Raw genomic sequence first — 25,950 nt, 5'->3', positions numbered from 1 at the left:
GTTTCGCACCACGTCGGGCGACCCCATGCCCAACGACGCCAACGCGCGCATGCTGTCGGGCGCGCTGGAGGGCTCGAACGTGAACCCGGTCGAATGCATGGTCGGGATGATCGCTGCATCGCGCCAGTTCGAGCAGCAGATGAAGCTGCTGCAGACCGCCGAAACCAACGACAAGACCGCCAGCCAGCTGCTGAGCATGAACGGCTGATGCCGCTGCCATACCCAGCACGCACCCGCCAAAAGGAAGCACCATGATCAACTCCCTCTGGATCGCCAAGACCGGCATGTCTGCCCAGCAGACCCAGCTCGACGTCATCTCGCACAACCTGGCCAACGTCTCCACCACGGGCTACAAGCGCAACAACGCGGTGTTCGAAGACCTGATCTACCAGAACCTGCGCCAGGTGGGCGCCAACACCACCGAACAAAACCAGCTGCCCACCGGCCTGCACCTGGGCCTGGGCGTGCGCACGGTGGCCACCAGCCGCAACTTCATGCAGGGCAGCCTGCAGGAGTCCAAGAACAACCTGGATGTCGCCATCAACGGCAACGGCTTCTTCGAAGTGACCATGCCCGATGGCACCGTGGGCTACACCCGCGACGGCTCCTTCCAGGTCGATGCCCAGGGCCGCATGGTCACGTCCAGCGGGCTGCCCGTGGTCAATGGCATCACCATTCCGGCCAACGCCACCAGCGTCAGTATCAGTGCCGAAGGCGCCGTGGCAGTCACCGTGCCGGGCAACACACAGCCGCAGACCGTGGGCAACCTGGCCATGGCCAGCTTCATCAACCCGGCCGGCCTGGAGCCCATCGGGCAGAACCTGTTCAAGGAATCCGCCGCCTCCGGCCAGCCCCAGCAGGGCACCCCCGGCACGAACGGCCTGGGCATCATCAAGCAGGGGTTTCTGGAAGCCTCCAACGTCAACGTGGTGGAAGAGCTGGTCACCATGATCCAAACCCAGCGCGCCTACGAGATGAATTCCAAGGCCATCCAGACCTCGGACCAGATGCTGGCCAAGCTCGCCCAGCTGTGACCGGAATGCCCCCCGCGCTTTTGCCCAGGACCTTCGCCATGCGCACTTTCACACGCCCTCTTCGCCTGCTGCAGGCACTTGGCTCGCTGCGTGCGGGTATCCCCGCGCTGGGCGCAGCACTGCTGTGTGCCGGCTGCGCCACCCTGTCGCCACCGCCGCCGGTGGACATCCTGCCCACCACCCCACCCCCGCTCGCCGCTGCACCGCGCACCCCGCCCCCGGTGACGGGCGGGCTGTTCCACAACGCCAGCTACCGGCCCGCTTTTGAAGACCGCCGCGCGCGCCTGGTGGGCGACAACGTGACCATTCAGATCGTGGAGAACGTGACGGCCAGCCAGAAGTCGTCGTCCACGGTGGACCGCACCTCCGAAGTCTCTGCCGGCGTGACCGCCCTGCCCTTCACCAGCAAGACCTTCACCGACAAGCTGGGCGTGGGCGCCAATTCGGGCAATGCGTTCTCCGGCAAGGGCGGCACCGAAAGCGCCAACACCTTCACCGGCTCCATCACCGCCACGGTGGTGGATGTGCTGCCCAATGGCCACCTGGTCATCACTGGCGAAAAGCAGATCGGCGTGAACCAGAACGTGGATGTGCTGCGCTTTTCGGGCACGGTGGACCCACGCGCGCTGCAACCCGGCAGCATCGTGAACTCGACCCAGGTCGCCAATGTGCGCGTCGAATCGCGTGGACGCGGCGCACAAAACGAAGCCCAGGCCATGGGCTGGCTGGGCCGGTTCTTCAACACCGTCACGCCGTTCTGACCGCACTGGGCGCACCGAAAGCGCCCAGGTCCCCAGTCCTTCCGGCATCCGACGGAGGGCTGGGTGCGTCCTTTTTATTACTGCAAATTTGATAGCTTTTGGCGCATATAGCACTAGCGCCTCTGGCCGTTTTTACTCAAAAACCGCCACACAGAGCGCCCACGGGCCGTTTCTGCGCGCACCTTGCCAACGCGGCTTCAGACCCAGCCAATAAGCCGGTGAACCCGCTTCTTTTTGGGTTTTAGTTCTGGCCATGGCCTACCACAATGGATGCCATGAAAGCCTCGTCCCATTCCCTCTTGCCCCGCACCGCGCGCGTGCTGTGGCTGCTGCTGGCCCTGGTGGCCGCAGGGCTGGCAACGCCTGCACAGGCCTTGCGCATCAAGGAAGTGGCGGCGGTGCAGGGCGTGCGCAGCAACCAGTTGACCGGCTACGGCCTGGTGGTAGGGCTGGACGGCACGGGCGACCAGACGACGCAGATGCCCTACACCACGCAGGCCATGTCCAACTACCTGCAGCAGATGGGCATCAGCCTGCCACCCGGCACGGCGTCGCAGCTGCAGCTCAAGAACGTGGCGGCGGTGATCGTCACGGCGCAACTGCCGGCCTTTGCCCAGCCGGGCCAGCAGATCGACGTGAACGTCTCGTCCATGGGCAATGCCAAGTCGCTCAAGGGCGGCACGCTCATCGTCACACCGCTGCGCGGCGCTGACGGCGAGATCTATGCACTGGCCCAGGGCAACATGGTGGTGGGCGGCGCTGGCGCGTCAGCCGGTGGCAGCAAGGTGCAGATCAACCACCTGAGCGCAGGCCGCATTCCGCTCGGTGCGCAGGTGGAGCGGGCCGTGCCCACCCCGCTCAACGAAGGCGACACCATCAACCTGGGCCTGAACGCCTCGGACTTCCAGACCGCCCGCCGCGTGGCGCAGGTGATCAACGCCAAGCTGGGCAACGGCCTGGCCACCGCGCTGGATGGTCGCACGGTGCAGGTGCGCGCTCCCATCGACCCCGGCGCCCGCGTCGGCTTCATTGCCGACCTGGAAGAGCTGCCGCTCGAATCCTCCACGCCCTCTGCCAAGGTGGTCATCAACGCCCGCACGGGCTCGGTGGTGCTCAACCAGTCGGTCACGCTGGGGCCTTGTGCCATCGCCCACGGCAACCTGTCGATCACCATCAGCTCCACGCCCGTGGTCAGCCAGCCCAATGCGTTCTCGCAGGGGCAGACGGTGGTCACGCAAAAGAGCGACATCACCATCAACCAGGAACCGGGCAACGTGATCCAGATGCCCGCGTCGCCGCAGCTGGCCGACGTGGTCAAGGCCCTCAACACGCTGGGCGCCACACCAGGCGACCTGCTGGCCATCCTGCAGGCCATCAAGGCCGCCGGCGCGCTGAACGCCGAACTGGAGGTGATCTGACATGGCTCGCCCTGCTGCTGCCGCTGCGCGCACCATCCACCGGGAGCGACCATGGCCCTGACCCTGCCCTCGTCCAGCACCTCCAGCCCCTCGAACGCGCTGGCGGTCGATATCCGCTCGCTCAACTCCCTCAAATACGACGCGGGCACGAGCAACAGCGCACAGGTCACGCGCGAGGCAGCCAAGCAGTTTGAATCGCTGTTCATGCGCGAACTCATCAAGAGCATGCGCGACGCCACCATGAAGTCCGGCCTGATGGAGGGCGAGCAGGCCAACCTGGGCCAGGACATGCTGGACCAGCAGCTGTCCGTGAATATGTCAGGCCTGCAGGGCGGCCTGTCGGAAGCCATCGCCCGCCAGCTCTCACGCCAGATGGGCGGTGCGGACACCAACTTCTCGGTGCCGTCCACGCTGAGCCTGCCGCAGGCACAGAACCGGTCTGCGACCTCCGCCACCACGTCTTCCGTCGAGACCACACTGCCCGTCCCCAAGGGCCGCGAAGGCTTTGTGCAGCACCTGAGCGGCACCGCCGAGCGCGTGGCGCAGGAAAGCGGCATTCCCGCCAGCTTCATGCTCGGCCAGGCCGGGCACGAAACCGGCTGGGGCAAGAGCGAGATCAAGACCGCCAACGGTGGCAACTCGTTCAACCTGTTCGGCATCAAGGCGGGCAAGGGCTGGACCGGCAAGGTGGCCGAGATCACGACCACCGAATACATCAACGGCACACCGCGCAAGGTGGTGGCCAAGTTCCGTGCGTACGACTCGTACGAGGATTCCTTCCGCGACTACGCCAAGCTGATCACCGACAACCCGCGCTACGAAAAAGCCCAGGCCACCGCCAAGACGGGCTCTGCCGTGGCCTACGCGGCCGAGCTGCAAAAGGCCGGTTACGCCACCGACCCGGAGTACGCCAAGAAGCTCAGCGGCGCTATCAACAGCGCGCTGCGTGTACAGCGCGCCCAGGCGTGATGGACGAGAAGAACCGAGGTAAGCCATGAGTCTGCTCAACGTCGGCGCCCGCGCCCTGCTGGCCAACCAGGTGGCCCTGCAGACGGCAGGCCACAACATTGCCAATGTCAACACACCCGGCTATTCGCGCCAGACGGTGGTGCTGCAAACAGTCCAGGGCCAGTTCACGGGCGGTGGCTACATCGGCCAGGGCGTGGATGTGCAGACCATTCTGCGCAACCAGAGCGAGCTGCTCACGCGCCAGTCGGCCGCGGCTGGATCGACCCAGGCGGCCGACGCCATCCGCGCCCAGCGCCTGAGCCAGTTGCAGGAAGTGTTCAGCGGTGGCACCCAGGGCCTGGGCGCCGCCATCAACGACATGATGAACGCGTTCTCGGACGTGGTCAGCAGCCCCACCGACATCACGGCACGCACGGTGGTCCTTACGCGGCTGGACGAAACGGCCGCACGCATGCGCACCGCCAGCGACCGGATCAACGAGATCGAGTACACCGTCAAGGAACAGCTGCAGAGCAGCGTGACCGCCATCAACAGCCTGGCCACGCAGATGGCCGCCATCAACGAGCAGATCGCCCGTGCCACCGGCAACGGCCAGAGCCCCAACGACCTGCTGGACCAGCGCGACCAGATCATCCGCGACATCAACCAGTATGTGCAGACCACCCAGATCCCGGCGGATGACGGCACCGTGGGCCTGTTCGTGGCAGGCAGCCAGCCCCTGGTGCTGGGCAGCACAGCCGCCAGCCTGTCGATCGACGATGCAACGACTTTCCCGGGCAGCGGACAGTCCAAGCTGTTTTTCAATCGCCCCGGCGCCACCCCCGTGGAGCTGGACGAGAACGTGCTGGGCGGTGGCAGCGTCTCGGGCCTGCTGCGCTTTCAGAACACGGACCTGAGCGAAGGGCGCAATCTGCTGGGCCGCATGGCGCTGGCCATCGGCATGACGATGAACGACCAGCAGAACCTGGGCCTGACGCTCGATGGCGTGCCAGGCAAGGATCTGTTCGCCCTGCCCACCAGCATGCCGGGCTATACCAACGGCGCAGGCGTGGGCACGGTGTCGTTCACCGGCCCCACACAGTTTGCTGCGTCCGACTATGAGATTCGCTTCACCACGGGCACGGCCGGGCAGGTGGTGCGCCTGTCCGACGGCCAATCAACCCCGTTCACCAGCGCTGCCAACCTGGCCACACTGCAGATCGATGGGCTCAACTTCAACCTGACCACGCCCGGCAACCCTGGCGAGCGCATGCTGTTCAAGCCGTTCAGCACGGCTGCCAACAACATCCAGGCGCTGGTGTATTCGCCGCGCGACCTGGCAGCCGCCAACCCCATCAACGCCGCCATGGGCACGGCCAACGGCGGCACCATGCAGCTGGGCAGCCTCAAGGCCACGGGCCTGCCCAACCCGCCGGGGCTGGTGCTGCCGGCAAATGCCAACCCAGCAGCCATTCCGCCCATCCTGGGGGGTATCCAGTTGCAGTTCACCGCCGGGCCGCCCACGACCTACGACGTGCTCGACCGCGGGACCGCGCCACCCACCTCGCTGGCGACTGCGCAGCCCTACACCTCGGGCCAGCCCATCTCGATCAACGGCTGGCAGATCACGCTGCAAGGCACCCCCAAGACGGGCGACACCGTGGTGATCGGCAATGCGCTGGACCCGCAGTACGGAGACGCCTACACCCGCAACGCAGGCAACGCGAATGCCCTGATGGGACTGCGCGACGTGAAAATGTTTGACGAGTCCACCCTCTCCGACGGGTACGCTGGCGCCATTGCCCAGGTAGGCACACGCACCCAGAGCGCCAAGTTTGCGGAGCAGCTGTCGTCCACCATCGCAGCCAACCTGGAGCGCGACCGCACGGCAGTGTCGGGGGTGAACCTGGACGAAGAGGCCGCCAAGCTGATCCAATACCAGCAGGCGTACCAGGCCTCCGCCAAGATGATCCAGATTGCGCAGAACATTTTTGATTCGCTGATCCAGGGCCTGGGCCGATGAATGCCGCCCCTGGCGTGAGGAGTTCGACATGAGCACAAACATCTACCGCGTCGGCACGGCCAACATGTACGACAACGCGTTGCGCAACCTGGGCGCGCGCCAGACCAGCCTCACCACGCTACAAGAGAACCTGACTTCTGGCAAACGCGTGGTGCGCGCCAGTGACGACCCGGTGTCGGCAGCGCAGGCCGAGCGAGCCCTCAACCGCCTGTCGCGCATCCAGACCGAGCAGCGGGCACTGGAAACCCAGCGCAATGCGATTGCACAGGGGGAATCCTCACTGGGCGATGCGGTGAATCTGATCCAGAACTTTCGGGAGTTGGTGGTCAGTGCGGGCGATGCCAGCATGACCCCGAACGACCGCGCCACTGTCGCCAACCAGCTGCAAGGCCTGCGCGAGCAACTGCTGGAAGTCGCCAACCGGAAAGACACCAACGGCATCCCCCTGCTGAGTGCATTGGGCAGCGCGCTGGCGCCGTTCCTGGGCCCCCTGAGCAGCTCCCCCGACTACAGCTTCCAGGGCTTGCCGGGTCAGACGGCGAGCAACGGCGTGACGGTACCGGGGGCCCTCGACGGCGACTCTGCCTTCATGTTCGACCCCACCCGCGACAGTGTCTACACCGCCGGGGTCAGCAACATCCCGGTAGGCCGACAGCTCACCACCACGGCCATCACGCCCACCAACAAAGCTTTGGTGACGGGTGACAATTACACCGTCACCTTCAGCGCAGTCGGTCCAGGCGCCACCACGGGCACCAGCACAGCCACGTACACCATCACCAACACCACCACGGGTGCCGTCTCCGCCCCGGTGGTGGTGCCGGACTACCCGACCGACAAGCCGGTCACCATCTCCGTTCCAGGCATTCCGGGGCTTTCTTTCGACATCAAGGGCAACCCGGCCAACGGGGATACCGTCACCCTGCAGCCCAGCGCGAGCATGTTCAGCACCATGGACAGTGCCATCAATGGCATCCGCAACGCTCCCAACAACAACGGCGCCATCCAGGCCGTGGGGCAGGCACTGGCCAACATCGATATTGGGCTGGAGCGCGTACACAACATGCGCAGTTACGCCGGCGAGCTGCTCAATCGCGCAGACCGCATCACCGGCGACCAGGAAAAGCGCTCCATCCAGCTGGAAGGCGACCGTTCGCGGGCAGAGGATCTCGATATGATCAAGGGCATTTCCGACTTCCAGAACCAGCAGGTGGGTTATGAGGCTGCACTCAAGTCCTATGCGCAGGTTCAGAAGTTGTCGCTGTTCAACTTTATTGGCTAGGAGCCTGTGCGGCAGAGGGTGTTCGGGCGCAGAGCCCATCGCACCCTGTGCCAGCATGCTTCAGCACCGGCTGGTGCACCGTGGCGACACCCATCCCGCGAGCGCTGGCTGGCCCTGTTTTTTTGCCTGAGAGCCCATGGTCCAATCCGTCCTAGGTAGCCTGATCCTGGGCTACCGCCCTTTGTGGAACCGCGCCCGCAAACTCGCAGGCATCCAGCTGTATGCCCACAACGAGGCCTCGGCAACCGTCGATGGCGGGCACCTGCTGCGCACGCTGCAGGAGCTGTGGTCGTCCAGCTCGCCGCCGCTGCTGATCTCGGCACAGACCCGCCAGCTGCTGTGCGACCTGCTCGAAAACGCGCCACGGGCTGCACCGTGGATCGAGGTGCGCGGCGAGTGGTTGTCGGACTCTGCCATCTATGACCGCGTGAAGGCCGCGCACCAGCGCGGGTTGCGCATGGTGTGGCGGGGCGACATGGACAAGCTGCCCGAGCCCGAGATTGCCCGCTGCTTCGACAACAGCCTGCTAACCTTGCGCCCGGAAGACGCCGTGGCTGCGCTGCAGGCCACGCCCCCACGCCCAGGCAGTGCCGCCGCCGCAGCAGCACCTGTTGCCAAACGCACCCCCAGCCCGGTGCTGGCTGGCCAGATGTACGAAAACATCGCCAGCCGGGCACTGATGGAGCACTGTCTGGACCAGGGCAACGCGATGGCGCTGGCTGGGTGGCCGACGGAGGACGTGCTCTACAGCCTGCGCCACCACCCGCAGCAGCCCTCGCACGCGGTGATCTTCAAACTCATGAAGGCGATTGACGACGAGCAGTCGCTGGAAACCTTTGAAGACATCATGGGCGAGGACCCGCTGCTCGCGTACCGCTTCATGGTCTATACCAACTCGGCCGCCCTGGGCCTGCGCACCGGAATTGATTCGCTGCGCCGGGGCCTGGTGATGATGGGCTACAGCTCCATCAAGCGCTGGCTGTCCGACCAGCTGCCCCATGCGAGCACCGAGGCCAACATGCAGCCGGTGCGCGAAGCCATGGTGATCCGCGCCCAGCTCACTGCGCGGCTGCTGGACGCGGGCATCGAGAACGACCTGCGCCGCGAGATCTACCTGTGTGGCCTGCTATCCCAGCTCGATGAGCTGCTGGGCGAGCCCCTGGGCACCATCCTCAAGCGCCTGCCCCTGTCAGAACGCATCTACGACGCCACCGTGCTGCGCACCGGCCCCTACACCGGCGGTCTGCAGATGGCCTGTGCACTGGAGACAGATGACGCCAGCGCCATCCGCCAGCTGTGCGAGACCTTCGAGATGGACCTGGAAGAGGTCAACCGCGCGCTGCTGCGGGTGTTGTCTGACCTGGAAGTGGAAAGAAAGTAGGCCCCTGCGCCGGTTTCGGTGGGCGACACCCCCATGCGATTGCGCGACTCCAGGGCAATGGCTGCGGCTCACCGCCCCTGCTCAGCCCGCACACGCTCAAAGATGCGCCAGAACGCCGCGTCCTGCGTCGTCGCAAAGTTGATGCGCATGAGCGTGCTGGGTTTGCGCTCTGCATGGAACAACGCACCGGGCGCCAGCAGATAGCCCTCGTCCAGCATGCGCTGCGACAGCGCATCGGTGTCCACCCCGGTCTCCACCCAGCCAAACAGGCCCACCGGCTCGGCCGCAAAGGTGCAGCCCGCCCCCAGGGCGAGCTTGACGCTGCGCGCGCGTGCGGCATCCAGCCGGGTGCGGATGCGTTCGGCGTGGCGGCGCAGCTGGCCCTGCTCGATGCACAGTGCCAGGGCCTTCTCCAGCAGCGCCGGTGTGGTCAGCGTGGCCAGCAGCTTGGTGTCCAGCAATTGCTCCACCAGCGCAGGCGGCGCGGCCATGAAGCCAATGCGCCAGTTGGGCGCCAGGATCTTGGCAAAGCCGCTCACATAGATGGTGCGCTGCAGGCCATCCAGCGCCGTGAGGCGCGTGGCGTGTTCCGGCGCTATGTGGCTGTAGGTGTCGTCTTCCACCACATGGAAGTTGTGCTGGTTGGCCAACTGCAGCACGCGGTGGGCACTGCCTGGCGTAAGGCAGTAGCCCGTGGGGTTGTGAAACACGCTCACGCTCACGTAGAGCTTGGGCTTGTGCACCTCGCAGTAGCGCGCCATGACTTCCAGATCCGGGCCATCAGCGCGGCGCGGCACGGGCAGGATGTGCATGCCCAAGGCGGCCAGCCGCGCAAACTCCACCGCCCAGCCGGGCTCCTCCACCATGACCGGGTCGCCCGGGCGCAGCAGGGTGCGGCTCACGATGTCCAGCGCATGCGTGGCCCCCACGGTGGTGATGATGTTCTCAGGCACCGTGTGCACATTGAGCGTGGACAGCTTTTTGGCCAGCACGCGCCGCAGGCCTGCATCGCCCAGCGGCTCGCCATACTGCAGCGAAAACTCCTGAAGGGCGCGCGAGTTGGTGACCTTGCGCACGGCGGCGGGCATGAAGGTCGACTCCAGCCAGTCGGGCGGAAAGACCCCCATGCCGGGCTGGGGCTTGTCGCTGATCTTGTGGAACATGCCCCGGATCAGCGCCGTGGCGTTGACGGGCGACACCCCTGGGCCCGCGCGGCCGGCGGCACGCGCCGCAAACCAGTGCGCCGTGCTCCAGTTGGCGGCAGCACTTTCCAGAGCCAGGTCGTCGGGGCGCGCGCGCGTGTCAAGGTCGCCGTCGGCTGCATCCACCGCTCGGCCACTTTCGCGGACAAAAAACCCCCGGTTCTTGCGCGCCTCCACCAGGCCCTGCGCCAGCAGCTGGTCATAGGCCGCCACCACGGTGGACGGGCTCACCCCGTGCTGCTGCGCGCACTGGCGCACCGACGGCAGGCGTGCACCCGGCGCCATCAGGCGGTTGCGGATGCGCTCGGCAAACCGGGCGGACAGTTGTTCGGTCAGCGACTGGGTCGACGATTTCATCAGCATGGTGGCATTCCGCTCGCTGCGCCGCCAGGCGCCGGTGTGTATTGTTTTGCCGGGCAATACAGATTTGCAACTGCGCCGACTGTCTGTACTGGTTGTGTATTGGTAGCAAGATTACATTGAAGGCAGATCCCCGACAAGTCCCCCACCCCTTCCCGCACCCACCATGAGCGTCGCTGAACTCACCGCCCTGCTGCTGTTTTGCACCGCCATGAGCTTTTCGCCGGGGCCCAACACCACCTTGTCCACCGCGCTGGCCGCCAACCTCGGGCTCAAGCGCGCGCTGCGCTTTTGCTTTGCGGTGCCTGCGGGCTGGACGCTGCTCATGCTGGGCAGCGGGCTGGGCCTGGGTGCCCTCATCACCGGCGTGCCCGCCCTGCGCTGGGCGGTGACGCTGATGGGCGTGGCCTACATGCTCTGGCTGGCTTTCAAGCTCAGCCGCGCAGGCCAGATGACCGCCATCGACACGTCGCGCCTGAACGTGACGTTCTGGCAAGGCGTAGGCCTGCAGTTTGTCAACATCAAGGCCTGGATGCTGGCCCTCACGCTCAGCGCAGGCTGGGTGGTCAATGCCGCAGGGCAGCCCGCCGCCAACCCGGGTGAGCGCCTGGCCATCATTTGCGGCGTGATGATGGTGTTCGCCTTCACCAGCAACTTTGTCTATGCGCTGGTGGGCTCGCTGCTGCGCCAGTGGCTGGCGCAGGGCGCGCGGCTGCTGTGGTTCAACCGCGCGCTGGCACTCGTGCTGGTGCTCACTGCGTACTGGATGCTCACCCTATGAACCGCGCACAGGAAAAAGAAGCCCTGCTCTGGGGCCTGGTCGGCGTCACGCTGTTTGCGGCCACGCTGCCCATGACGCGGCTGGCAGTGGGCTCTACCGATGCACCCCAGCTCTCCCCCTGGTTCGTCACGTTCGGGCGTGCCGCCGTGGCGGGCTTGCTGTCGATTGGCTACCTGCTGTGGCAGCGCACGCAAGGACGCCTGAACCTGCCGGTGCGGGCCGAGTGGCCACTGCTGGGCATCACGGCGTTTGGCGTGATTGTCGGCTTCCCGCTGTTCCTGGCGCTGGCATTGCGCCATGTGCCCAGCACCCATGGCGCCGTGGTCACGGCCCTGCTGCCGCTGTCCACCGCCCTGCTGGGTGCACTGTGGTACCGGCAGCGGCCCTCGGCAGGCTTCTGGGCCTGTGCAGTGCTGGGCAGCGGGCTGGTGCTGGGCTTCATGGTGTGGCGTGCGGGCGGCCTGTACCTGGGCGCAGCCAACATCTACCTGCTGATCGCCATGACCACAGGCGCCCTGGGCTACATCGGCGGCGCCCGCCTCACGCCCCGCCTGGGGGCCGAGCAGGTCATCTGCTGGGTGCTGGTGTGTTGCCTGCCACTCACCCTGCCCGTGGCCTGGTGGTTCGCTCCCGCCGTGCCTTCCAGCATTGGCGCGATGAGCTGGGCGGGCTTCCTGTATGTGGCCCTGTTCTCGATGTGGATCGGCTTCTTTGCGTGGTACCGCGCCCTGGCGCTGGGTGCCGTGCGGGTCAGTCAGATCCAGCTTATCCAGCCCTTTTTGAGCCTGCTGTTTGCAGTGCCCCTGCTGGGCGAACACCTGGATGCCGTCACCCTGGTGTTTGCAGTGGCCGTGATCGCCACCGTCTTCGTGGGCAAACGGATGCCCGTTCAACAACAAGGAGCCCCCGCATGAGTGCCATGACCCCAGAACAGCGACTGCAACAGCTGGGCCTGGTGCTGCCCACCGTGTCCGCCCCGCGCGGCAACTTTGACGCCTATGTGCTGGACGGCAACACGCTGTACCTGTCGGGCAAGGGCTCGCCACTGCGCAACGACATGGTGGTGGTCCCCAAGGTGGGCCGCGAGATCAGTGCCGACGAGGCACGTCAGCACGCCCGCGAAGTGGGCCTGCAGCTGATCGCCACCATGCAGGCAGCACTCGGAGACCTCTCGCGCGTGCGCCGTGTGGTCAAGCTGCTGGGCATGGTGAATGCGGTACCCGACTTCATGCAGCACACCGAGGTCATCAACGGCTGCTCCGACCTGCTGGTAGAGGTGTTTGGTGATGCAGGACGGCACGCACGCTCGGCCGTCGGTGTCGGCTCCTTGCCGCGTGGCTTTGCGGTGGAGATCGAGGCCGTGGTGTCGATCAAGGACTGAAAACCATGCATTTGCAGAACATTCCCTTTGCCACCACCGACTGGGCCTGCATTCCGCGCGAAGAAAAAAGCGCCGCAGCGGGCCAGGCCTTCTGGCGCACCCAGACATTTGGCGAGGCGCGCGTGCGCATGGTGGAGTACACGCCAGGCTACGTGTCCGACCACTGGTGCACCAAGGGCCATGTGCTCTTGTGCCTGAGCGGCGAGCTGCACACCGAGCTGGCCGACGGCCGCCAGTACACCTTGACACCCGGCATGAGTTACCAGGTGGCGGACAATGCAGAACCCCATCGGTCCACCTCCCCACAGGGCGCCACCCTGTTCATCGTGGACTGAGAAGGTGTGAACGCACCCGCCAGGGCTGCTGCACACCCATTTTTTGACGACAACTTTGCAACCGTAGCGGCCCAGGCGGCCACCCGCAGGAGACGAGAGTGAAACTGAACGACCTTCCCACCAACAGCACGTGGACCCTGGCACGCCGTGCCGAGCGCATGAACCCCTCGGTCATCCGCGAAATCCTGAAGGTCACCGAAAAGCCCGGCATCATCAGCCTGGCGGGCGGCCTGCCATCGCCCAAGACCTTCCCGGTCTCCGCGTTTGCTGCCGCTTCTGCCGCCGTGCTGGCCAACGACGGCCCCGGCGCCCTGCAGTACGCCGCCAGCGAAGGCTATGGCCCGCTGCGCCAGGCGATTGCCGACTTCCTGCCCTGGGACGTGGACGCTGACCAGATCCTCATCACCACCGGCTCGCAACAGGCGCTGGACCTGATCGCCAAGATCCTCATCGACACCGACAGCCGCGTTCTGGTGGAAACGCCCACCTACCTGGGCGCGCTGCAGGCCTTCACGCCCATGGAGCCCAACGTGGTGTCCGTGGCCAGCGATGATGAAGGCGTTCTGATCGACGACCTGCGTGCCAAGGTGGGCACCGGCGCGAACAAGGCACGCTTCCTGTACGTGCTGCCCAACTTCCAGAACCCCACGGGCCGCACCATGAGCGACGCGCGCCGCGCCGAGCTGGTGGCCGCCGCCGCCGAGCTGAACCTGCCCCTGGTAGAAGACAACCCCTACGGCGACCTGTGGTTCGACGCACCGCCGCCGGCCCCGCTCACGGCCCGCAACCCCGACGGCTGCATCTACATGGGTTCGTTCTCCAAGGTGCTGGCCCCCGGCCTGCGCCTGGGCTACATCGTGGCGCCCAAGGCCGTGTACCCCAAGCTGCTGCAGGCCAAGCAGGCTGCCGACCTGCACACGCCCGGCTACAACCAGCGCCTGGTGGCCGAGGTGATGAAGGACGGCTTCCTGGACCGCCATGTGCCCACCATCCGCGCGCTCTACAAGCAGCAGTGCGAGGCCATGCTGGCCGCACTCGACAAGGAAATGCAGGGCCTGGGCGTGCACTGGAACCGCCCCGACGGCGGCATGTTCCTGTGGGTGCGCCTGCCGGAAGGCATGAGCGCCATCGAGCTGCTGCCCAAGGCCGTGGAGCGCAATGTGGCCTTTGTGCCCGGGGCGGCCTTCTATGCCGACAACGCCGACCACCGCACCCTGCGGCTGTCGTTCGTGACCTCCACCGTCGAGCAGATCGCCACCGGCATCGCGGCGCTGGCGGCAGCCATCCGCGAGAGCAAGGGCTGATTCACCATGCTGAGGCTCTGGGGTCGCCTGTCGTCCATCAACGTGCGCAAGGTCGTGTGGGCCGTGCAGGAGCTGGGCCTGCCCTCAGTGCAGCGCACCGACGCGGGCGGCCAGTACGGCATCGTGCGCGAGGCGCGCTATCTGGGCCTCAACCCCAACGGCCTGGTGCCGCTGATCGAGGACGAGGACACGGGCGTGACCCTGTGGGAGTCCAACGCCATCGTGCGCTACCTGTGCGCAAGGCATTCGCTCGGCAACCTGTGCCCCGAAGACCTTCCCTCGCGTTTTGTGGCCGAGCAGTGGATGGACTGGCAGCAGACCACGCTGAACCCGGCCGGGCGCGACGCCTTCATCCAGTGGATCCGCACGCCTGCGGCCCAGCGTAACGATGCGCTGATCGCCGCGTCGGTGGCGGTCACGGAGCCCCTGCTGGCCCTGCTGGACGCCCACCTGGCCCGCCAGCCCTTCATGGCGGGTGAGCGGTTCACGATGGCCGACATCCCGGTGGGTTGTGAGATCCACCGCTGGTGGGGCTTGCCGCAAGAACGCGCCGCACGTCCCCACCTGGAGCGGTGGTACAACACGGTCAGCACCCGCCCCGGCGCCCGCGGGATACTGGACCAACCCCTTTCCTGACCGCGCCTCACCATGCACCAGCGCCCCTTCAAGCAGATCGACGTCTTCAGCGACCGCCCCGGCTACGGCAACCCTGTGGCCGTGGTGCTGGATGCCGACGGCCTGAGCGACAGCGACATGCGCCGCTTTGCGGCCTGGACCAACCTGTCGGAAACCACCTTTCTGATGCCGCCCACCGACGCCGGGCGCGCGGCCGGCGCCGACTACCGCCTGCGCATCTTCAGCCCCAATGGCGAGCTGCCTTTTGCGGGCCACCCCACGCTGGGCACCTGCCACGCCTGGCTGCAGGCAGGCCACCGCCCGCAGGAGGACGGCATGGTGATCCAGGAATGCGCGCTGGGCCTGGTCCGCATCGCCCTGAGCGGAGACACCCTGGCATTTGCCGCCCCTCCGCTCAAGCGCAGCGCCCCCAGCCCCGCGCTGGTGCCGCTGATTGCGAGCGCCCTGGGCCTGCGCCCGCAGCAGATTCTGGGTGCGCAGATGCTGGACAACGGCCCCGTGTGGCTCGGCCTGCTGCTCGACAGCGCCGACACGGTGCTGGGCCTGCACCCGGACCACGCCCGCCTGAAAGACCTGGGCCAGGACGTGGGCGTGATCCATGTGGGCCCTTCCGCCAGCAACACCGCCCAGCCCGGCGTGGTGGTGCGCGCCTTTGCCGCCCCCATGGGCAACCCCGAAGACCCGGTGACGGGCACCCTCAACGCGAGCCTGGCTGAATGGCTGATTGCCGATGGCCTCGCCCCCCGCAGTTACCTGGTGGCCCAGGGCGAATGCCTGGGCCGCGCGGGCCGCGTGCACATCCGCCAGGACGATGACCACCAGCTGTGGGTGGGCGGCCGAGCCGTCACTTGCATCGAAGGCACAGTGCTGCTATGACCCCGCACCGCACTGCACCGCGCCCCAGCGGCTGATTTCCCCCTCGGCCTCGCCAGAGCGCCGAGCCACAACCACCTGCTTGCACATCGGGCCAAACCCCGGTGAGCCCCCGGCGTGCCCGACCCATCCCGCTTCACTGCCCGTTTGATAGACAAAGGACCTGACCACCATGCACCAACGCCCGTTCCAGCAAGTCGATGTATTCACCGCCACGCCCTACCGTGGCAACCCCCTGGCCGTGGTGCTGGACGGCTCCGGCCTCAGCACTGAAGCCATGCAGGACTTCACCAACTGGACCAACCTGTCCGAAGCCACCTTCCTGCTGCCCCCCACCCCGGAAGGGCGCGCCGCCGGTGCCGACTACCGCGTGCGCATCTTCTGCCCCGGGCGCGAACTGCCTTTTGCAGGCCACCCCACACTGGGCAGCTGCCATGCGTGGCTGAAGGCCGGTGGGCAGCCCCAGGTGGCAGGCCAGGTGGTGCAGGAGTGTGGCGTGGGCCTGGTCACGCTGCGCCAGGACGGCGAGCGCCTGGCCTTCGCCGCGCCGCCCCTCATCCAAAGCGGCCCGCTGGCCGAAGACGACGTGGCGCTGATTGCCCGGGGCCTGGGCGTGGCGCGCAGCGACATCCTGCACCACGCCTGGTGCGACAACGGCCCCAACTGGCGGGGTGTGATGCTGCGCAGCAGCGAGCAGGTGCTGGCGCTGAAGCCTGACGCCAGCATCCTTGGCCAGCTGGACGTGGGCGTGGTCGGCCCGCGTGGCAAGGTGGGCGTCATTGGCAGCACCGACGCCGAAGGCATCGCCTTTGAAGTGCGCGCCTTCTTCCCCGGCAACAACGGCCTGGCCGAAGACCCCGTGACCGGCAGCCTCAACGCAGCGCTGGCGCAATGGCTCATCGGCGCCGGGCTGGCCCCCGCCCAATATGTGGCCGCCCAAGGCACCTGCCTGGGGCGCGCCGGGCGGGTGTACGTGCAACAGGACGGCGACACCATCTGGGTCGGCGGCAGCTCGGTCACCTGCGTGGCCGGTGAGGTGCTGCTGTGACCGCCACCTCCACCCAGCAACCCGCCTGCGTGGACCACCTGGTCGTGCTGGCGGCCGACCTGGCCAGCGGTGTGGCCTGGTGCGAACGCACGCTGGGCATCACCCCCACGGCGGGCGGCGAACACCCGCTGATGGGCACGCACAATCGCATCTTCAACGTCGCAAGCCCCACGCATCCGCGCGCTTACCTGGAGATCATTGCTATCAACCCAGGAGCATCCAAGGCAATATCCACTAGCGCAAGGCGCTGGTTTGACATGGATGACGCCAATTTGCAGGGCCAGGTGGCGCAACACGGCCCCCAGCTCATTCACTGGGTGGCCAGCGTGCCCGACGTGGCGGCCGCATGCACCGCGTTGTCGGCGCTGGACATCGATCGCGGCGCCGTCATCACCGCCAGCCGCCCCACGCCCCATGGCGTGCTGCAATGGCAAATCACCGTGCGGGACGACGGCCTGCGCCTGATGGACGGCTGCCTGCCCACGCTCATCCAGTGGGGCGCGGTACACCCCTGCGACAGCCTGCCCGCCAGCGGCGTGCAGTTGGAACAACTTGCACTGCAGCACCCGCAAGCCGCCACATTGCAGGCTGCGTGCACCGCCGTGGGTGTCGCCGCCTCCGTCCTCGTCACGCAGGGCACCGCGCCGCGCCTCTCCGCCCTGCTCCGCACGCCACGGGGCCCCGTCACCCTCACCTCAGTCACCTCTCAGGAGTAAACCGCCATGCTGTTTTCGTTGCAGGAATTGCTGCTCTTCGCGCTCGCCGCGCTCGTGCTGGTGCTCACGCCGGGCCCCAACATGGTGTACTGCGTCTCGCGCAGCCTTACCCAGGGGCCACGCGCCGGGCTCATCTCGCTGACCGGCGTGGTGCTGGGTTTTGTCGTGCACCTGCTTGCGGCGGCGCTGGGCCTCACCGCGCTGCTGGCGGCCGTGCCGCTGGCGTTTGACGCCATCCGCTACGCCGGCGCTGCCTACCTGCTGTGGATGGCCTGGCAGGCTGTCAAACCCGGTGGCGCCGCGCCGTTTGAAGCGCGCAACCTGCCGCACGACAGCCCGCGCACACTGTTCCTCATGGGCTTCATGACCAACCTCTTGAACCCCAAGGTGGCCATGTTCTACCTGTCGTTCTTCCCGCAGTTCCTGCACCCCGAGCGCGGCCAGCTGCTGCAACAAAGCCTGACGCTGGGTGCGGTGCAGATCAGCACCAGTGCCGCCGTGAACGCCCTGCTGGTGTTCGGCGCCGCGCGAGTGGCGCTGTTCCTCAACCGCAACGCCGCATGGATGCGCGCGCAGCGCTACTTCATGGGCACCGTGCTCGGTCTGCTCGCCCTGCGCCTCCTCACCGAAAAGAAAGCCGCCGCATGAACACCCGCCTCGACCCCACCGCCCTGCTGCCCACCCTGGCCGACATCGAAGCCGCTGCCGAGGTGGTGTACCGCGACTTCGCCGCCACTCCCCAGTACCGCTGGGGCCTGCTCAGCCAGCGCCTGGGCACCGACTGCTGGCTCAAGCACGAGAACCACACGCCCGTGGGCGCCTTCAAGATCCGGGGCGGCCTGACCTACTTTGACCAGCTCGCCCAGCGCGGCACGCTGCCCTCTGAGGTCATCAGCGCCACCCGCGGCAACCACGGCCAGAGCATGGGCTGGGCCGCGCGCCGCCACGGCGTGGCCTGCACCATCGTCGTGCCGCGCGGCAACTCGGTGGAGAAGAACGCCGCCATGCGCGCGCTGGGCGTCACGCTCATCGAACATGGCGACGACTTTCAGGAAGCGCGCGAACACGCCATCCAGCTCGCGGCCCAGCGCGGGGCCCACATGGTGCCCAGCTTCCACCCCGGCCTGCTGCGGGGCGTGAGCACCTACTGGTGGGAATTTTTGCGCGCCGTGCCGCAGCTCGATGTGGTGTACGTGCCCATCGGCCAGGGCTCGGGCGCGTGCTCGGCCATCGCCGCCAAGCTGGCGCTGCAGCACCCGGTGCGCGTGGTCGGCGTGGTCAGCAGCCACGCCACCACCTATGCCGATTCGCTGGCCGCAGGCCGCGTGGTGGAGGCACCGGTGACCACCCAGCTCGCCGACGGCATGGCCTGCCGCGTGGCCGACGCCGAGGCCCTGGCCGTGATGGCGCCACACATCGACCACATCGTGCAGGTGAGCGACGCCGAGGTGGCCGCCGCCATGCGTGCCCTGTTCACCGACACCCACAACGTGGCCGAAGGCGCAGGCGCGGCGGCGCTGGCGGCGGCGCTGCAGGAACGCGACCAGCTGCAGGGTTTGCACGTGGGCCTGGCGTTGACGGGCGGCAACGTGGATGCGCCCATGTTCGGCAGCGTTCTGGCGGGCTGAAGCCCTTGCAGATTCAACCGAAAAAGCTACACATTTAATAGCATCGGTCGCTTTTGCGACAAACGCCTGCGGCGGGTTCTGATCACAATCCGCCGGATGGGAACCCTCTACCTCGTGCGCCATGGCCAGGCCTCGTTTGGCGCGGAAGATTACGACCAGCTCAGCGCTCTGGGCCGCCAGCAGGCAGTGCGCCTGGGCGAACACTGGCGCGCACGCGGCTTGGGGTTTGATGCCGTCATCACCGGCACGCTGCGCCGCCACACGCAAACGCTGGAAGGCATCGCCGAGGGCCTGCAGACCACCCCCGAGGTGCTGCAGTTGCCAGGCCTCAATGAATACGACAGCCACGCACTCATCGCTGCCATCCACCCCCAGCCCCTGGGCCCGGCCGACACGCCAGAGCGCTACCGCGCGCACTTTCGCATCCTGTGCGACGCGCTGGCGCAGTGGATGGCAGGTGTCATCAGCCCCCAGGGCATGCCCAGCTGGAACGAGTTTTCGGCCGGTGTGCGCAGCGCGCTGGACCATGTGCGCCACCACCATGCGGGCCAGAACGTGCTGCTGGTGAGCAGCGGCGGCCCCATCTCGACCGCCGTGGGCGAGGTGCTGGGCACGGCGCCCGAGGTGACCATTGCGCTGAACATGCGCATCCGCAACAGCGCGGTGACGGAGTTCTCCATCTCGCCCAAGCGGTTGATGTTGCAGACCTTCAACACGCTGCCGCACCTGAACGAGCTGGAGCACGCGCAGTGGGTGACGCACGCCTGAGCGCCGATATTTCGGTTTTCTGAGCCTGCCAGGCCGCTTGCGCTAAGTGGATCATGCGCCGGAAGCTATGAAAAATATAGCAAACCGGTTCAGCGCAAGTGGGGACCATCCGCCAGGGTAGACAGCGGCAGCGCCTGCAGCTCCTGCAGCAGCGCCACCAGTTGCTGCGCTGCAGCGTCCACCACCGCTTGTCCCTTGTCGGCCGTGGCTGCGGCCGCGTTGCCCACGGCCCCCGCCGGGTGGTAGTCCTGCATCTGCCAGCCCAGCTTGGCGCTTTTGCCGTTGCCCAGGATGGCATAGCGCTCCGACCGGTCCTGCGAGGTGGAGCGAAAGTTTTGCGCCTGTGCCATCTGCACGGTGGCGGGCGCCAGGTGCAGCATCATCGATGTCTCGATGTCGCCTGCATGGATGCCAAAGCGGTGCTCCTGGGCGCTGAACTGGCGCGCCACCGCATCGGGCAGCGGCAGGCTGAACCAGCTGGCGCTGTAGACAATGAGGTCGCAGCGCGTGCGCAGCTCACGCGCCACGATGTCCATCACGCTCACCTGTCCGCCGTGGCCGTTGAACAGCAGCAGCTTCCTGATGCCCGCGCGGGCCACGCACTCGCCGATCTCGGTCCACAGCGCAATCACCGTGGCGGGCGACAGCGTGAGCGTGCCCGGAAAGCGGATGTGCTCCGGGCTCAGGCCCACGTTCTGTGGCGGCAGGAACAGCACGGGCAACTCGGCGGGCAGCTGCGGCAGCGCGGCATCGATCACGCCCTGCAGCAGCGTCGCATCGACCGACAGGGGCAGGTGCGGCCCATGCTGCTCGACAGCCGCCACGGGCAGCACGGCCACCACCTGTTCAGCCTGCCCTCTGGCCATTAGCGCCGCGAAATCACGGGTGGACAAGTCGGCCCAGAAGCGGGATGGCAAGGGAGTCAAGGCGGCAGAAGTCATGCGTGCATGGTAGCGGCGCTGCCGGCCTCTGGGAAACGGCCAGCGGCACCGCTAACATGCCACCATGACCCAAGACCTCTTCCGCCAAGACGCCTACCTGCGCGAATGCAGCGCCCACATCACCGCTGTCACCGATGCCGGCATCGTGCTGGACCAGACCGTGTTCTACCCCCTGGGCGGCGGCCAGGCCGGTGACAGCGGCGTGCTGGTGCTGGCAGACGGCACACAGATCACCATTGCCGACACCCGCAAAGGCAAGGACGCCGACGGCAACCCCACCAGCGACATCGTGCACATCCCCGCCCCCGGGCAGGAAGACCGCGTGGCGCAGCTCACGCCTGGCACGGCTGTCACCGCCCGTATCGACTGGGAGCGCCGCCACCGCATGATGCGCCTGCACACTACCAGCCACCTGCTGTGCCATGTGGTGCCGCAGCTGGTCAACGGCTGCTCCATCACGCCCGACTACGCGCGGCTGGACTTTGCGATGACCGACCCGCTGGACAAGGAGCAGCTGACCGCCGCCATCGCCACCCTGGTGGCTGCCGCGCACCCACTCACCGTGGCCTCGATCAGCGATGAAGAACTGGACGCGAACCCCGCGCTGGTCAAAAGCATGAGCGTGCAGCCCCCACGCGGCACCGGGCGCATCCGCACCATCCGCATCGGCGGCGAAGCCGACGCGCCACCGATCGACCTGCAGCCCTGTGGCGGCACGCATGTGGCCAACACGTCGGAGATCGGCGCCATCGTGGTGACCAAGATTGAAAAGAAAAGCGCCACCACCCGCCGGGTGGTGCTGGGCTTCGCCCAGTGAGCGCAGCGAAGAGCGCTTTTCTTTGGGGTGCACTCACTTGTGCGCAGCGCAAGTGAGTGCGCACCAAAAGACACGGTCCTGAGCCACCACTCGCAGGGTGTGCTGGGCTTTGCCCAGTGAGCGCAGCCACGGACGACCGCACTCACTGTCAACAATCTTGAGCCACCACAGCCGCCCGTTGCATTGGCTTACGCAGGCAGGCTGACAACGGGGACAATAGCGCCCGCGCGCAGCACCCGCCCGGCCCTCGGGCGGCGGTGACCGGCTCAACGTTCCGGGGCTGCGGCGCCCACCCTTGCCTGCCGCCATGCCGATCTCCCTGCGCTCCGTCTCTTTTGCCTCTTTGCGCCAGCACCGCTGGTTCCGCCCCGCCGTCCGCGCGCTGGCGGGTTTGATCGCCCTGTGGCTGATCACCTGGCTCGCCATTCCGCCACTGGTCAAGGGCCCGCTGGAGCGCATCGCGTCCGAGCAACTGGGGCGCACCGTGACGGTGGGCGGCATCGACTTTGAGCCCTGGAGCCTGGAATTCGCCCTGCGTGACGTGACCGTGGCAGGCGCCAATGGTGCGCCCCCACAGCTGACCATTGGCCGCATCTATGCCGATGGCGAGCTGCAATCCCTGCTGCGCCTGGCGCCCGTGGTGGACGCCTTCACCATCGAAAACCCCGTGCTGCGCATCACCCACCTGGGCGATGGCCGCTACGACGTGGACGACATCATTGCCAAGGTCACCGCGCCCAAGAGCGAGCCCGAGCCAGACACCGGCCCCGCGCGCCTGGCGCTTTACAACCTGGCGCTCACCGGCGGCAGCATCGACTTCATCGACAACACCGTCAGCGAGACCCACGAGGTGCGTGCGCTGGCGCTGAAAGTGCCGTTCATCAGCACCCTGCCCTCGCAGCGCGAGGTGAAGGTGGAGCCCCACCTGGCGTTCACACTGGACGGCAGCCGGTTTGACTCCTCCGCCGAGGGCACGCCGTTTGCACAGACCGGCAAAGCCGACGCGCAGATCCGGCTGGATGGCCTGAACCTCGCACCCTACCTGGGCTACCTGCCGGCCAACCTGCCCGTCAAGGTGTTGGGTGCCACGCTGGATGCGGACGTGAAGGTGGCCTTTGAACAGCACCCGCGCATGGCCGTGAAGCTGACCGGCACCGTGCAGGCCAGCGGTGTGCGCATGGCCGACCGCCAGGGCGCCGACCTGCTGAGCTACGAGCGCCTGAAGATCGACATGGCCGATGTGCGCCCGCTGGACCAGGTGGTGCGCCTGCAGCATGTGGAGCTGACGGCGCCCGTGGTGACTGCCACCCGCGACGCCAGCGGTCAGATCAACCTGGCGCAACTGGCAACGCCCACCCCGCCAGCGCAGCCTTCCACGCCCGCCAAGGGCAAGCCCGCCACACCTGCGACATCCGCCTCAGCGGACACTGCCGCTTCGCCACCGGCCAGCGCGGCATCCGCCCCAGCGTCCCCCGCCTCCACAGGCAAAGCCAAGGCCAAGGCAGCCGCCCCCGCCTGGGCGGTGGAAGTCGCCACCGCAGCCGTGCGCGGGGGCACCCTGCGCTGGGCCGACGCCACCACGCGCCCCGCTGCCGCCCTGCAGGCCACCGACATCACGCTGGATGCGGCCGACGTCGCCCTGCCCTTTGCCAAGGACAACGCCAAGCCCTTCAGCTTCAAAGGCGGGCTCAACCTGCAGGGCAGCACACTCAGCTTCACCGGCGAAGCCACGGACCAGAAGGCCCAGGTCAACGCCACCCTGAACGCCCTGGCCCTGCAACTGGCCGCGCCCTACCTGGCCCAGGCGCTGGAGCCCACGGTGACCGGCCAGCTCAGTGGCGATGTGGCTGTGGCGTGGCAAGCGCCCGCGCCACAGGCCGCGCAGGCGGGCGCCACCGGCGTCACCCTCAAGGCAGGCCCCCTGGCGCTGGAGCAGCTCGCCGTCAAGCAGGGCAAGACCACCTTGGCCAGCCTGGGTAAGCTGGAGATTGCAGGCGCCGAAGTGCCCCTGGACGCACGCACCGCCACGCTGGAGCGCCTGGCCATCAGCCAGCCGCAACTGGCGGTGGAGCGCGGTGCAGATGGCAGCTGGATGTTTGAACGCTGGCTGAAATCGCAGAAGGCCGCCCCCGCCGCGCAAGGCAGCGCCACTGCAGCCGCTGACCCAGCCCCCGCCAGCAACGCCACGCCCTGGAAGCTGCGCGTGGCCGATTTCTCGCTGCAGGGCGGCACCGTCTCGCTGGCCGACAACGCCCAGCCGCGCCCCGTGGCGCTGGACGTGACGGCCCTGGGCATCACCGCCCGCAACCTGGCCAGCGACGGCAGCAAGCCCGAAGCCTTCATGCTCACCGCCCGCGCCGCCGCACCGGGCAAGGGCAGCAAGGCCGCGCCGGGCAAGCTCGACTACCAGGGCACGCTGGCCCTGCAGCCGCTGACCACCCAGGGCAAGCTCGACGCCACCCGCCTGCCGCTGCACGCACTGGACGGCTACCTGGCCAGCCAGCTGTCGGTAGAACTGCTGCGCGCCGACGTGGGCTACCGGGGCCAGGTGGCCCTGGCGCAGACCGACAAAGGAGTCAGCCTGCGTCTGAGCGGTGATGCCGTGCTGGAAGACCTGCAGGCCAACAGCACCGCCGCCTTCACCCCCAAGACCGAGGCCCAGGTGGGTGAGGAACTGCTGGCCTGGAAAAGCCTGAACCTGCGCGGCCTGGCCGTGGCCACCGCCCCCGGCACCGCGCCGCGCGTGGAGGTCAAGGAGACCAGCCTGGTGGACTTTTTTGCCCGGGTCACCATCAACGAGGCCGGCCGCATCAACCTGAGCGACATTGCCAAGACCCCGGCCGAGGCACGAGCGGCCAATGCGGCCAGCGCCGCAGCCAGCACGGCCGCCCCCACGGCATCAGCCCCCGCCTCAACCGCATCGGCAACGCCCACCGCCCCTGCCCCTGCGGCGGTGGCCCAGGCCGACCCGCTGGCCCCAGTGGTGGTCTTTGGCCCCGTGAGCCTGGTCAACGGCAAGGTGCTGTTCTCGGACTTTTTCATCAAGCCCAACTACTCGGCCGACCTGACGGAGCTGACTGGCAAGCTCAGCGCGTTCTCGTCCGAAGCCTCGGGCGGCGAGCCCGTGCTGGCCGACCTGGAGCTGCGCGGCCGCGCCGAGGGCTCGGCATCGCTCGAAGTCACCGGCAAGCTCAACCCGCTGGCCAAACCGCTGGCCCTCGACATCGTGGGCAAGGTGCGCGACCTGGAGCTCCCCCCGCTCACGCCCTATTCCGTCAAATACGCGGGCCACGGCATCGAGCGCGGCAAGCTCAGCGTGGATGTGAACTACAAGGTGCTGCCCAACGGCCAGCTCACCGCCAGCAACCGGCTGGTGCTCAACCAGCTGACCTTTGGCGAGCCCGTGGAGGGCGCCCCCAACAGCCTGCCCGTGAAGCTGGCCGTGGCCCTGCTGGCCGATCGCCAGGGCGTGATCGACCTGGACCTGCCCATCAGCGGCTCGCTCAACGACCCGCAGTTCCGCATCGGCCCCGTGATCTTCAAGATCATCGTCAACCTCATCGGCAAGGCGCTGACCTCGCCCTTCAGCCTGCTGGCCAGCGCGTTTGGCGGTGGCGACGAGATGAGCAACGTGCCCTTTGCCCCGGGCAGCGCCACGCTCACGCCCGAGGCCGAGCAGAACCTGGGCAAGGTGGTCAAGGCCCTGACCGACCGCCCCGCGCTCAAGATCACCGTGACCGGCATGGCCAGCCTGCAGGACGAGCGCGAAGGCCTGCAGCGCGAAAGCCTGCAACAACGGGTGCTGGCCGAAAAGCGCCGCGCCAGCCCCGGCGATACCGCCCCCGTATCGGCCGCCGAATACCCCGCCCTGCTCAAGGAGGTGTACCGCCGCGCCGACATGCCCAAGCCGCGCAACCTGGTCGGCCTGGCCAAGGACCTCACCGTGCCCGAGATGGAAGCCCTGCTGCTGGCCAACCAGCCCGCCACCGAGGCCATGGCCGCCGACCTGGCCACGCAGCGCGGCCAGGCGATCCGCGCGTACCTGGTGTCGCAAAAGCTGCCGGTGGAGCGGCTGTTTGTCGCGGCACCCAAAGCGGGCAAACAAGCAGAAAAGTGGACACCGCGTGCGGAATTGAGCCTGGCGACACAGTGAGCAACACCCCCTGAGTCGCCTACGGCGCCTTCCCCTCTCTCGCTACGCGGGAGGGGGACGCCCCCAGCGCAAAAGGCTGGATACGCCGCTTTCGCGGCGGGGCGGCCCTTGCGCGGGGGCCCTGGTACTGGCCGCGCCCGTTTCCACGGACATGGACGGC

Annotated in this window: 24 protein-coding genes; 22 read left to right on the top strand and 2 right to left on the bottom strand. The window is 67.4% G+C overall.

Translation table 11 applies throughout. The annotated features are described in order from the left end of the window. From AC04MI_RS03705 to AC04MI_RS03670, 8 genes are all read left to right on the top strand, one after another. Positions 1 to 208, top strand: a 208-nt coding sequence (locus AC04MI_RS03705; protein WP_476497109.1) for a flagellar basal body rod C-terminal domain-containing protein, incomplete at its 5' end; no start/stop codon positions are given. Between the two features lie 43 nt (positions 209 to 251). Beyond that, positions 252 to 1,034, top strand: a complete 783-nt coding sequence (gene flgG / locus AC04MI_RS03700) for a flagellar basal-body rod protein FlgG (protein WP_056648212.1) — start codon at positions 252 to 254, stop codon at positions 1,032 to 1,034. A gap of 38 nt (positions 1,035 to 1,072) precedes the next feature. Then, on the top strand, positions 1,073 to 1,795 hold the full coding sequence (locus AC04MI_RS03695) for a flagellar basal body L-ring protein FlgH (RefSeq protein WP_055398313.1): 723 nt from the start codon (positions 1,073 to 1,075) through the stop codon (positions 1,793 to 1,795). Positions 1,796 to 2,061: 266 nt separating this feature from the next. Continuing rightward, positions 2,062 to 3,213, top strand: a complete 1,152-nt coding sequence (locus tag AC04MI_RS03690) for a flagellar basal body P-ring protein FlgI (RefSeq protein WP_436076969.1) — start codon at positions 2,062 to 2,064, stop codon at positions 3,211 to 3,213. A gap of 51 nt (positions 3,214 to 3,264) precedes the next feature. Further along, positions 3,265 to 4,182 carry a flagellar assembly peptidoglycan hydrolase FlgJ gene (flgJ, locus tag AC04MI_RS03685; RefSeq protein WP_436076968.1) on the top strand — a complete coding sequence of 306 codons (918 nt, stop codon included), beginning with the start codon at positions 3,265 to 3,267 and terminating at the stop codon, positions 4,180 to 4,182. A 25-nt stretch (positions 4,183 to 4,207) separates the two neighbouring features. Continuing rightward, positions 4,208 to 6,184 (top strand): flagellar hook-associated protein FlgK, encoded by a 1,977-nt coding sequence (gene flgK / locus AC04MI_RS03680; protein WP_056065642.1) that lies wholly within the window; start codon positions 4,208 to 4,210, stop codon positions 6,182 to 6,184. 28 nt (positions 6,185 to 6,212) lie between these two features. Continuing rightward, positions 6,213 to 7,466 (top strand): flagellar hook-associated protein FlgL, encoded by a 1,254-nt coding sequence (gene flgL / locus AC04MI_RS03675; protein WP_056065641.1) that lies wholly within the window; start codon positions 6,213 to 6,215, stop codon positions 7,464 to 7,466. A 136-nt stretch (positions 7,467 to 7,602) separates the two neighbouring features. Beyond that, the gene (locus AC04MI_RS03670; protein ID WP_436075761.1) at positions 7,603 to 8,847 is read left to right on the top strand and encodes an HDOD domain-containing protein; all 1,245 of its coding nucleotides are present in this window, start codon (positions 7,603 to 7,605) and stop codon (positions 8,845 to 8,847) included. 68 nt (positions 8,848 to 8,915) lie between these two features. Here the strand turns inward: AC04MI_RS03670 and AC04MI_RS03665 are convergent, their stop codons facing one another. Beyond that, positions 8,916 to 10,412, bottom strand: a complete 1,497-nt coding sequence (locus tag AC04MI_RS03665; RefSeq protein ID WP_192422099.1) for an aminotransferase-like domain-containing protein — start codon at positions 10,410 to 10,412, stop codon at positions 8,916 to 8,918. Between the two features lie 163 nt (positions 10,413 to 10,575). Here AC04MI_RS03665 and AC04MI_RS03660 point away from each other — a divergent pair, with 163 nt between their 5' ends. The 12 genes from AC04MI_RS03660 to AC04MI_RS03605 all read left to right on the top strand — a co-directional run bounded on the left by AC04MI_RS03660 (position 10,576) and on the right by AC04MI_RS03605 (position 19,879). Then, the gene (locus AC04MI_RS03660) at positions 10,576 to 11,190 is read left to right on the top strand and encodes a LysE family translocator (protein ID WP_192422097.1); all 615 of its coding nucleotides are present in this window, start codon (positions 10,576 to 10,578) and stop codon (positions 11,188 to 11,190) included. Continuing rightward, entirely contained in the window at positions 11,187 to 12,104 is a 918-nt protein-coding gene (locus AC04MI_RS03655; protein ID WP_056065632.1) for a DMT family transporter, read from the top strand. Before AC04MI_RS03660 ends, AC04MI_RS03655 begins: the two co-directional genes overlap by 4 nt. Then, the gene (locus AC04MI_RS03650; protein ID WP_056065629.1) at positions 12,101 to 12,571 is read left to right on the top strand and encodes a RidA family protein; all 471 of its coding nucleotides are present in this window, start codon (positions 12,101 to 12,103) and stop codon (positions 12,569 to 12,571) included. The genes AC04MI_RS03655 and AC04MI_RS03650 overlap by 4 nt, the downstream gene beginning before the upstream one ends. A gap of 5 nt (positions 12,572 to 12,576) precedes the next feature. Beyond that, the gene (locus AC04MI_RS03645) at positions 12,577 to 12,906 is read left to right on the top strand and encodes a DHCW motif cupin fold protein (RefSeq protein WP_395456505.1); all 330 of its coding nucleotides are present in this window, start codon (positions 12,577 to 12,579) and stop codon (positions 12,904 to 12,906) included. Between the two features lie 98 nt (positions 12,907 to 13,004). After that, positions 13,005 to 14,210, top strand: a complete 1,206-nt coding sequence (locus AC04MI_RS03640) for an aminotransferase-like domain-containing protein (protein WP_288852935.1) — start codon at positions 13,005 to 13,007, stop codon at positions 14,208 to 14,210. Positions 14,211 to 14,216: 6 nt separating this feature from the next. Then, a complete protein-coding gene (locus tag AC04MI_RS03635; protein WP_436076967.1) occupies positions 14,217 to 14,846 on the top strand; it encodes a glutathione S-transferase in 630 nt (209 codons plus the stop codon). 12 nt (positions 14,847 to 14,858) lie between these two features. Then, entirely contained in the window at positions 14,859 to 15,722 is an 864-nt protein-coding gene (locus AC04MI_RS03630) for a PhzF family phenazine biosynthesis protein (RefSeq protein WP_436076966.1), read from the top strand. Positions 15,723 to 15,891: 169 nt separating this feature from the next. Further along, entirely contained in the window at positions 15,892 to 16,767 is an 876-nt protein-coding gene (locus tag AC04MI_RS03625; RefSeq protein ID WP_436076965.1) for a PhzF family phenazine biosynthesis protein, read from the top strand. Beyond that, complete coding sequence (locus tag AC04MI_RS03620; protein ID WP_436076964.1) at positions 16,764 to 17,483, top strand: VOC family protein; 720 nt, start codon at positions 16,764 to 16,766, stop codon at positions 17,481 to 17,483. Before AC04MI_RS03625 ends, AC04MI_RS03620 begins: the two co-directional genes overlap by 4 nt. A gap of 6 nt (positions 17,484 to 17,489) precedes the next feature. Beyond that, on the top strand, positions 17,490 to 18,131 hold the full coding sequence (locus AC04MI_RS03615; RefSeq protein WP_436076963.1) for a LysE family translocator: 642 nt from the start codon (positions 17,490 to 17,492) through the stop codon (positions 18,129 to 18,131). Continuing rightward, positions 18,128 to 19,111, top strand: a complete 984-nt coding sequence (locus AC04MI_RS03610) for a threonine dehydratase (protein WP_476497103.1) — start codon at positions 18,128 to 18,130, stop codon at positions 19,109 to 19,111. Before AC04MI_RS03615 ends, AC04MI_RS03610 begins: the two co-directional genes overlap by 4 nt. A 96-nt stretch (positions 19,112 to 19,207) precedes the next feature. Continuing rightward, positions 19,208 to 19,879, top strand: a complete 672-nt coding sequence (locus AC04MI_RS03605) for a histidine phosphatase family protein (protein WP_099729160.1) — start codon at positions 19,208 to 19,210, stop codon at positions 19,877 to 19,879. Positions 19,880 to 19,968: 89 nt separating this feature from the next. On the opposite strand, the gene AC04MI_RS03600 is transcribed toward AC04MI_RS03605, so the two are convergent. Continuing rightward, complete coding sequence (locus tag AC04MI_RS03600) at positions 19,969 to 20,820, bottom strand: creatininase family protein (RefSeq protein ID WP_436076961.1); 852 nt, start codon at positions 20,818 to 20,820, stop codon at positions 19,969 to 19,971. 64 nt (positions 20,821 to 20,884) lie between these two features. Here AC04MI_RS03600 and AC04MI_RS03595 point away from each other — a divergent pair, with 64 nt between their 5' ends. Both AC04MI_RS03595 and AC04MI_RS03590 read left to right on the top strand, forming a co-directional pair. After that, positions 20,885 to 21,637: an alanyl-tRNA editing protein gene (locus tag AC04MI_RS03595; RefSeq protein ID WP_288853677.1), complete on the top strand. Its 753-nt coding sequence runs from the start codon at positions 20,885 to 20,887 to the stop codon at positions 21,635 to 21,637. Between the two features lie 307 nt (positions 21,638 to 21,944). Next, complete coding sequence (locus AC04MI_RS03590) at positions 21,945 to 25,790, top strand: DUF748 domain-containing protein (RefSeq protein WP_436076960.1); 3,846 nt, start codon at positions 21,945 to 21,947, stop codon at positions 25,788 to 25,790. The last annotated feature ends 160 nt before the right edge of the window (positions 25,791 to 25,950 follow it).

It is taken from the genome of Acidovorax sp. LjRoot204, assembly GCF_056175785.1.
The sequence above is the reverse complement of the archived record's forward strand: the minus strand, read 5'-3'. Positions and strand labels throughout refer to the sequence as shown.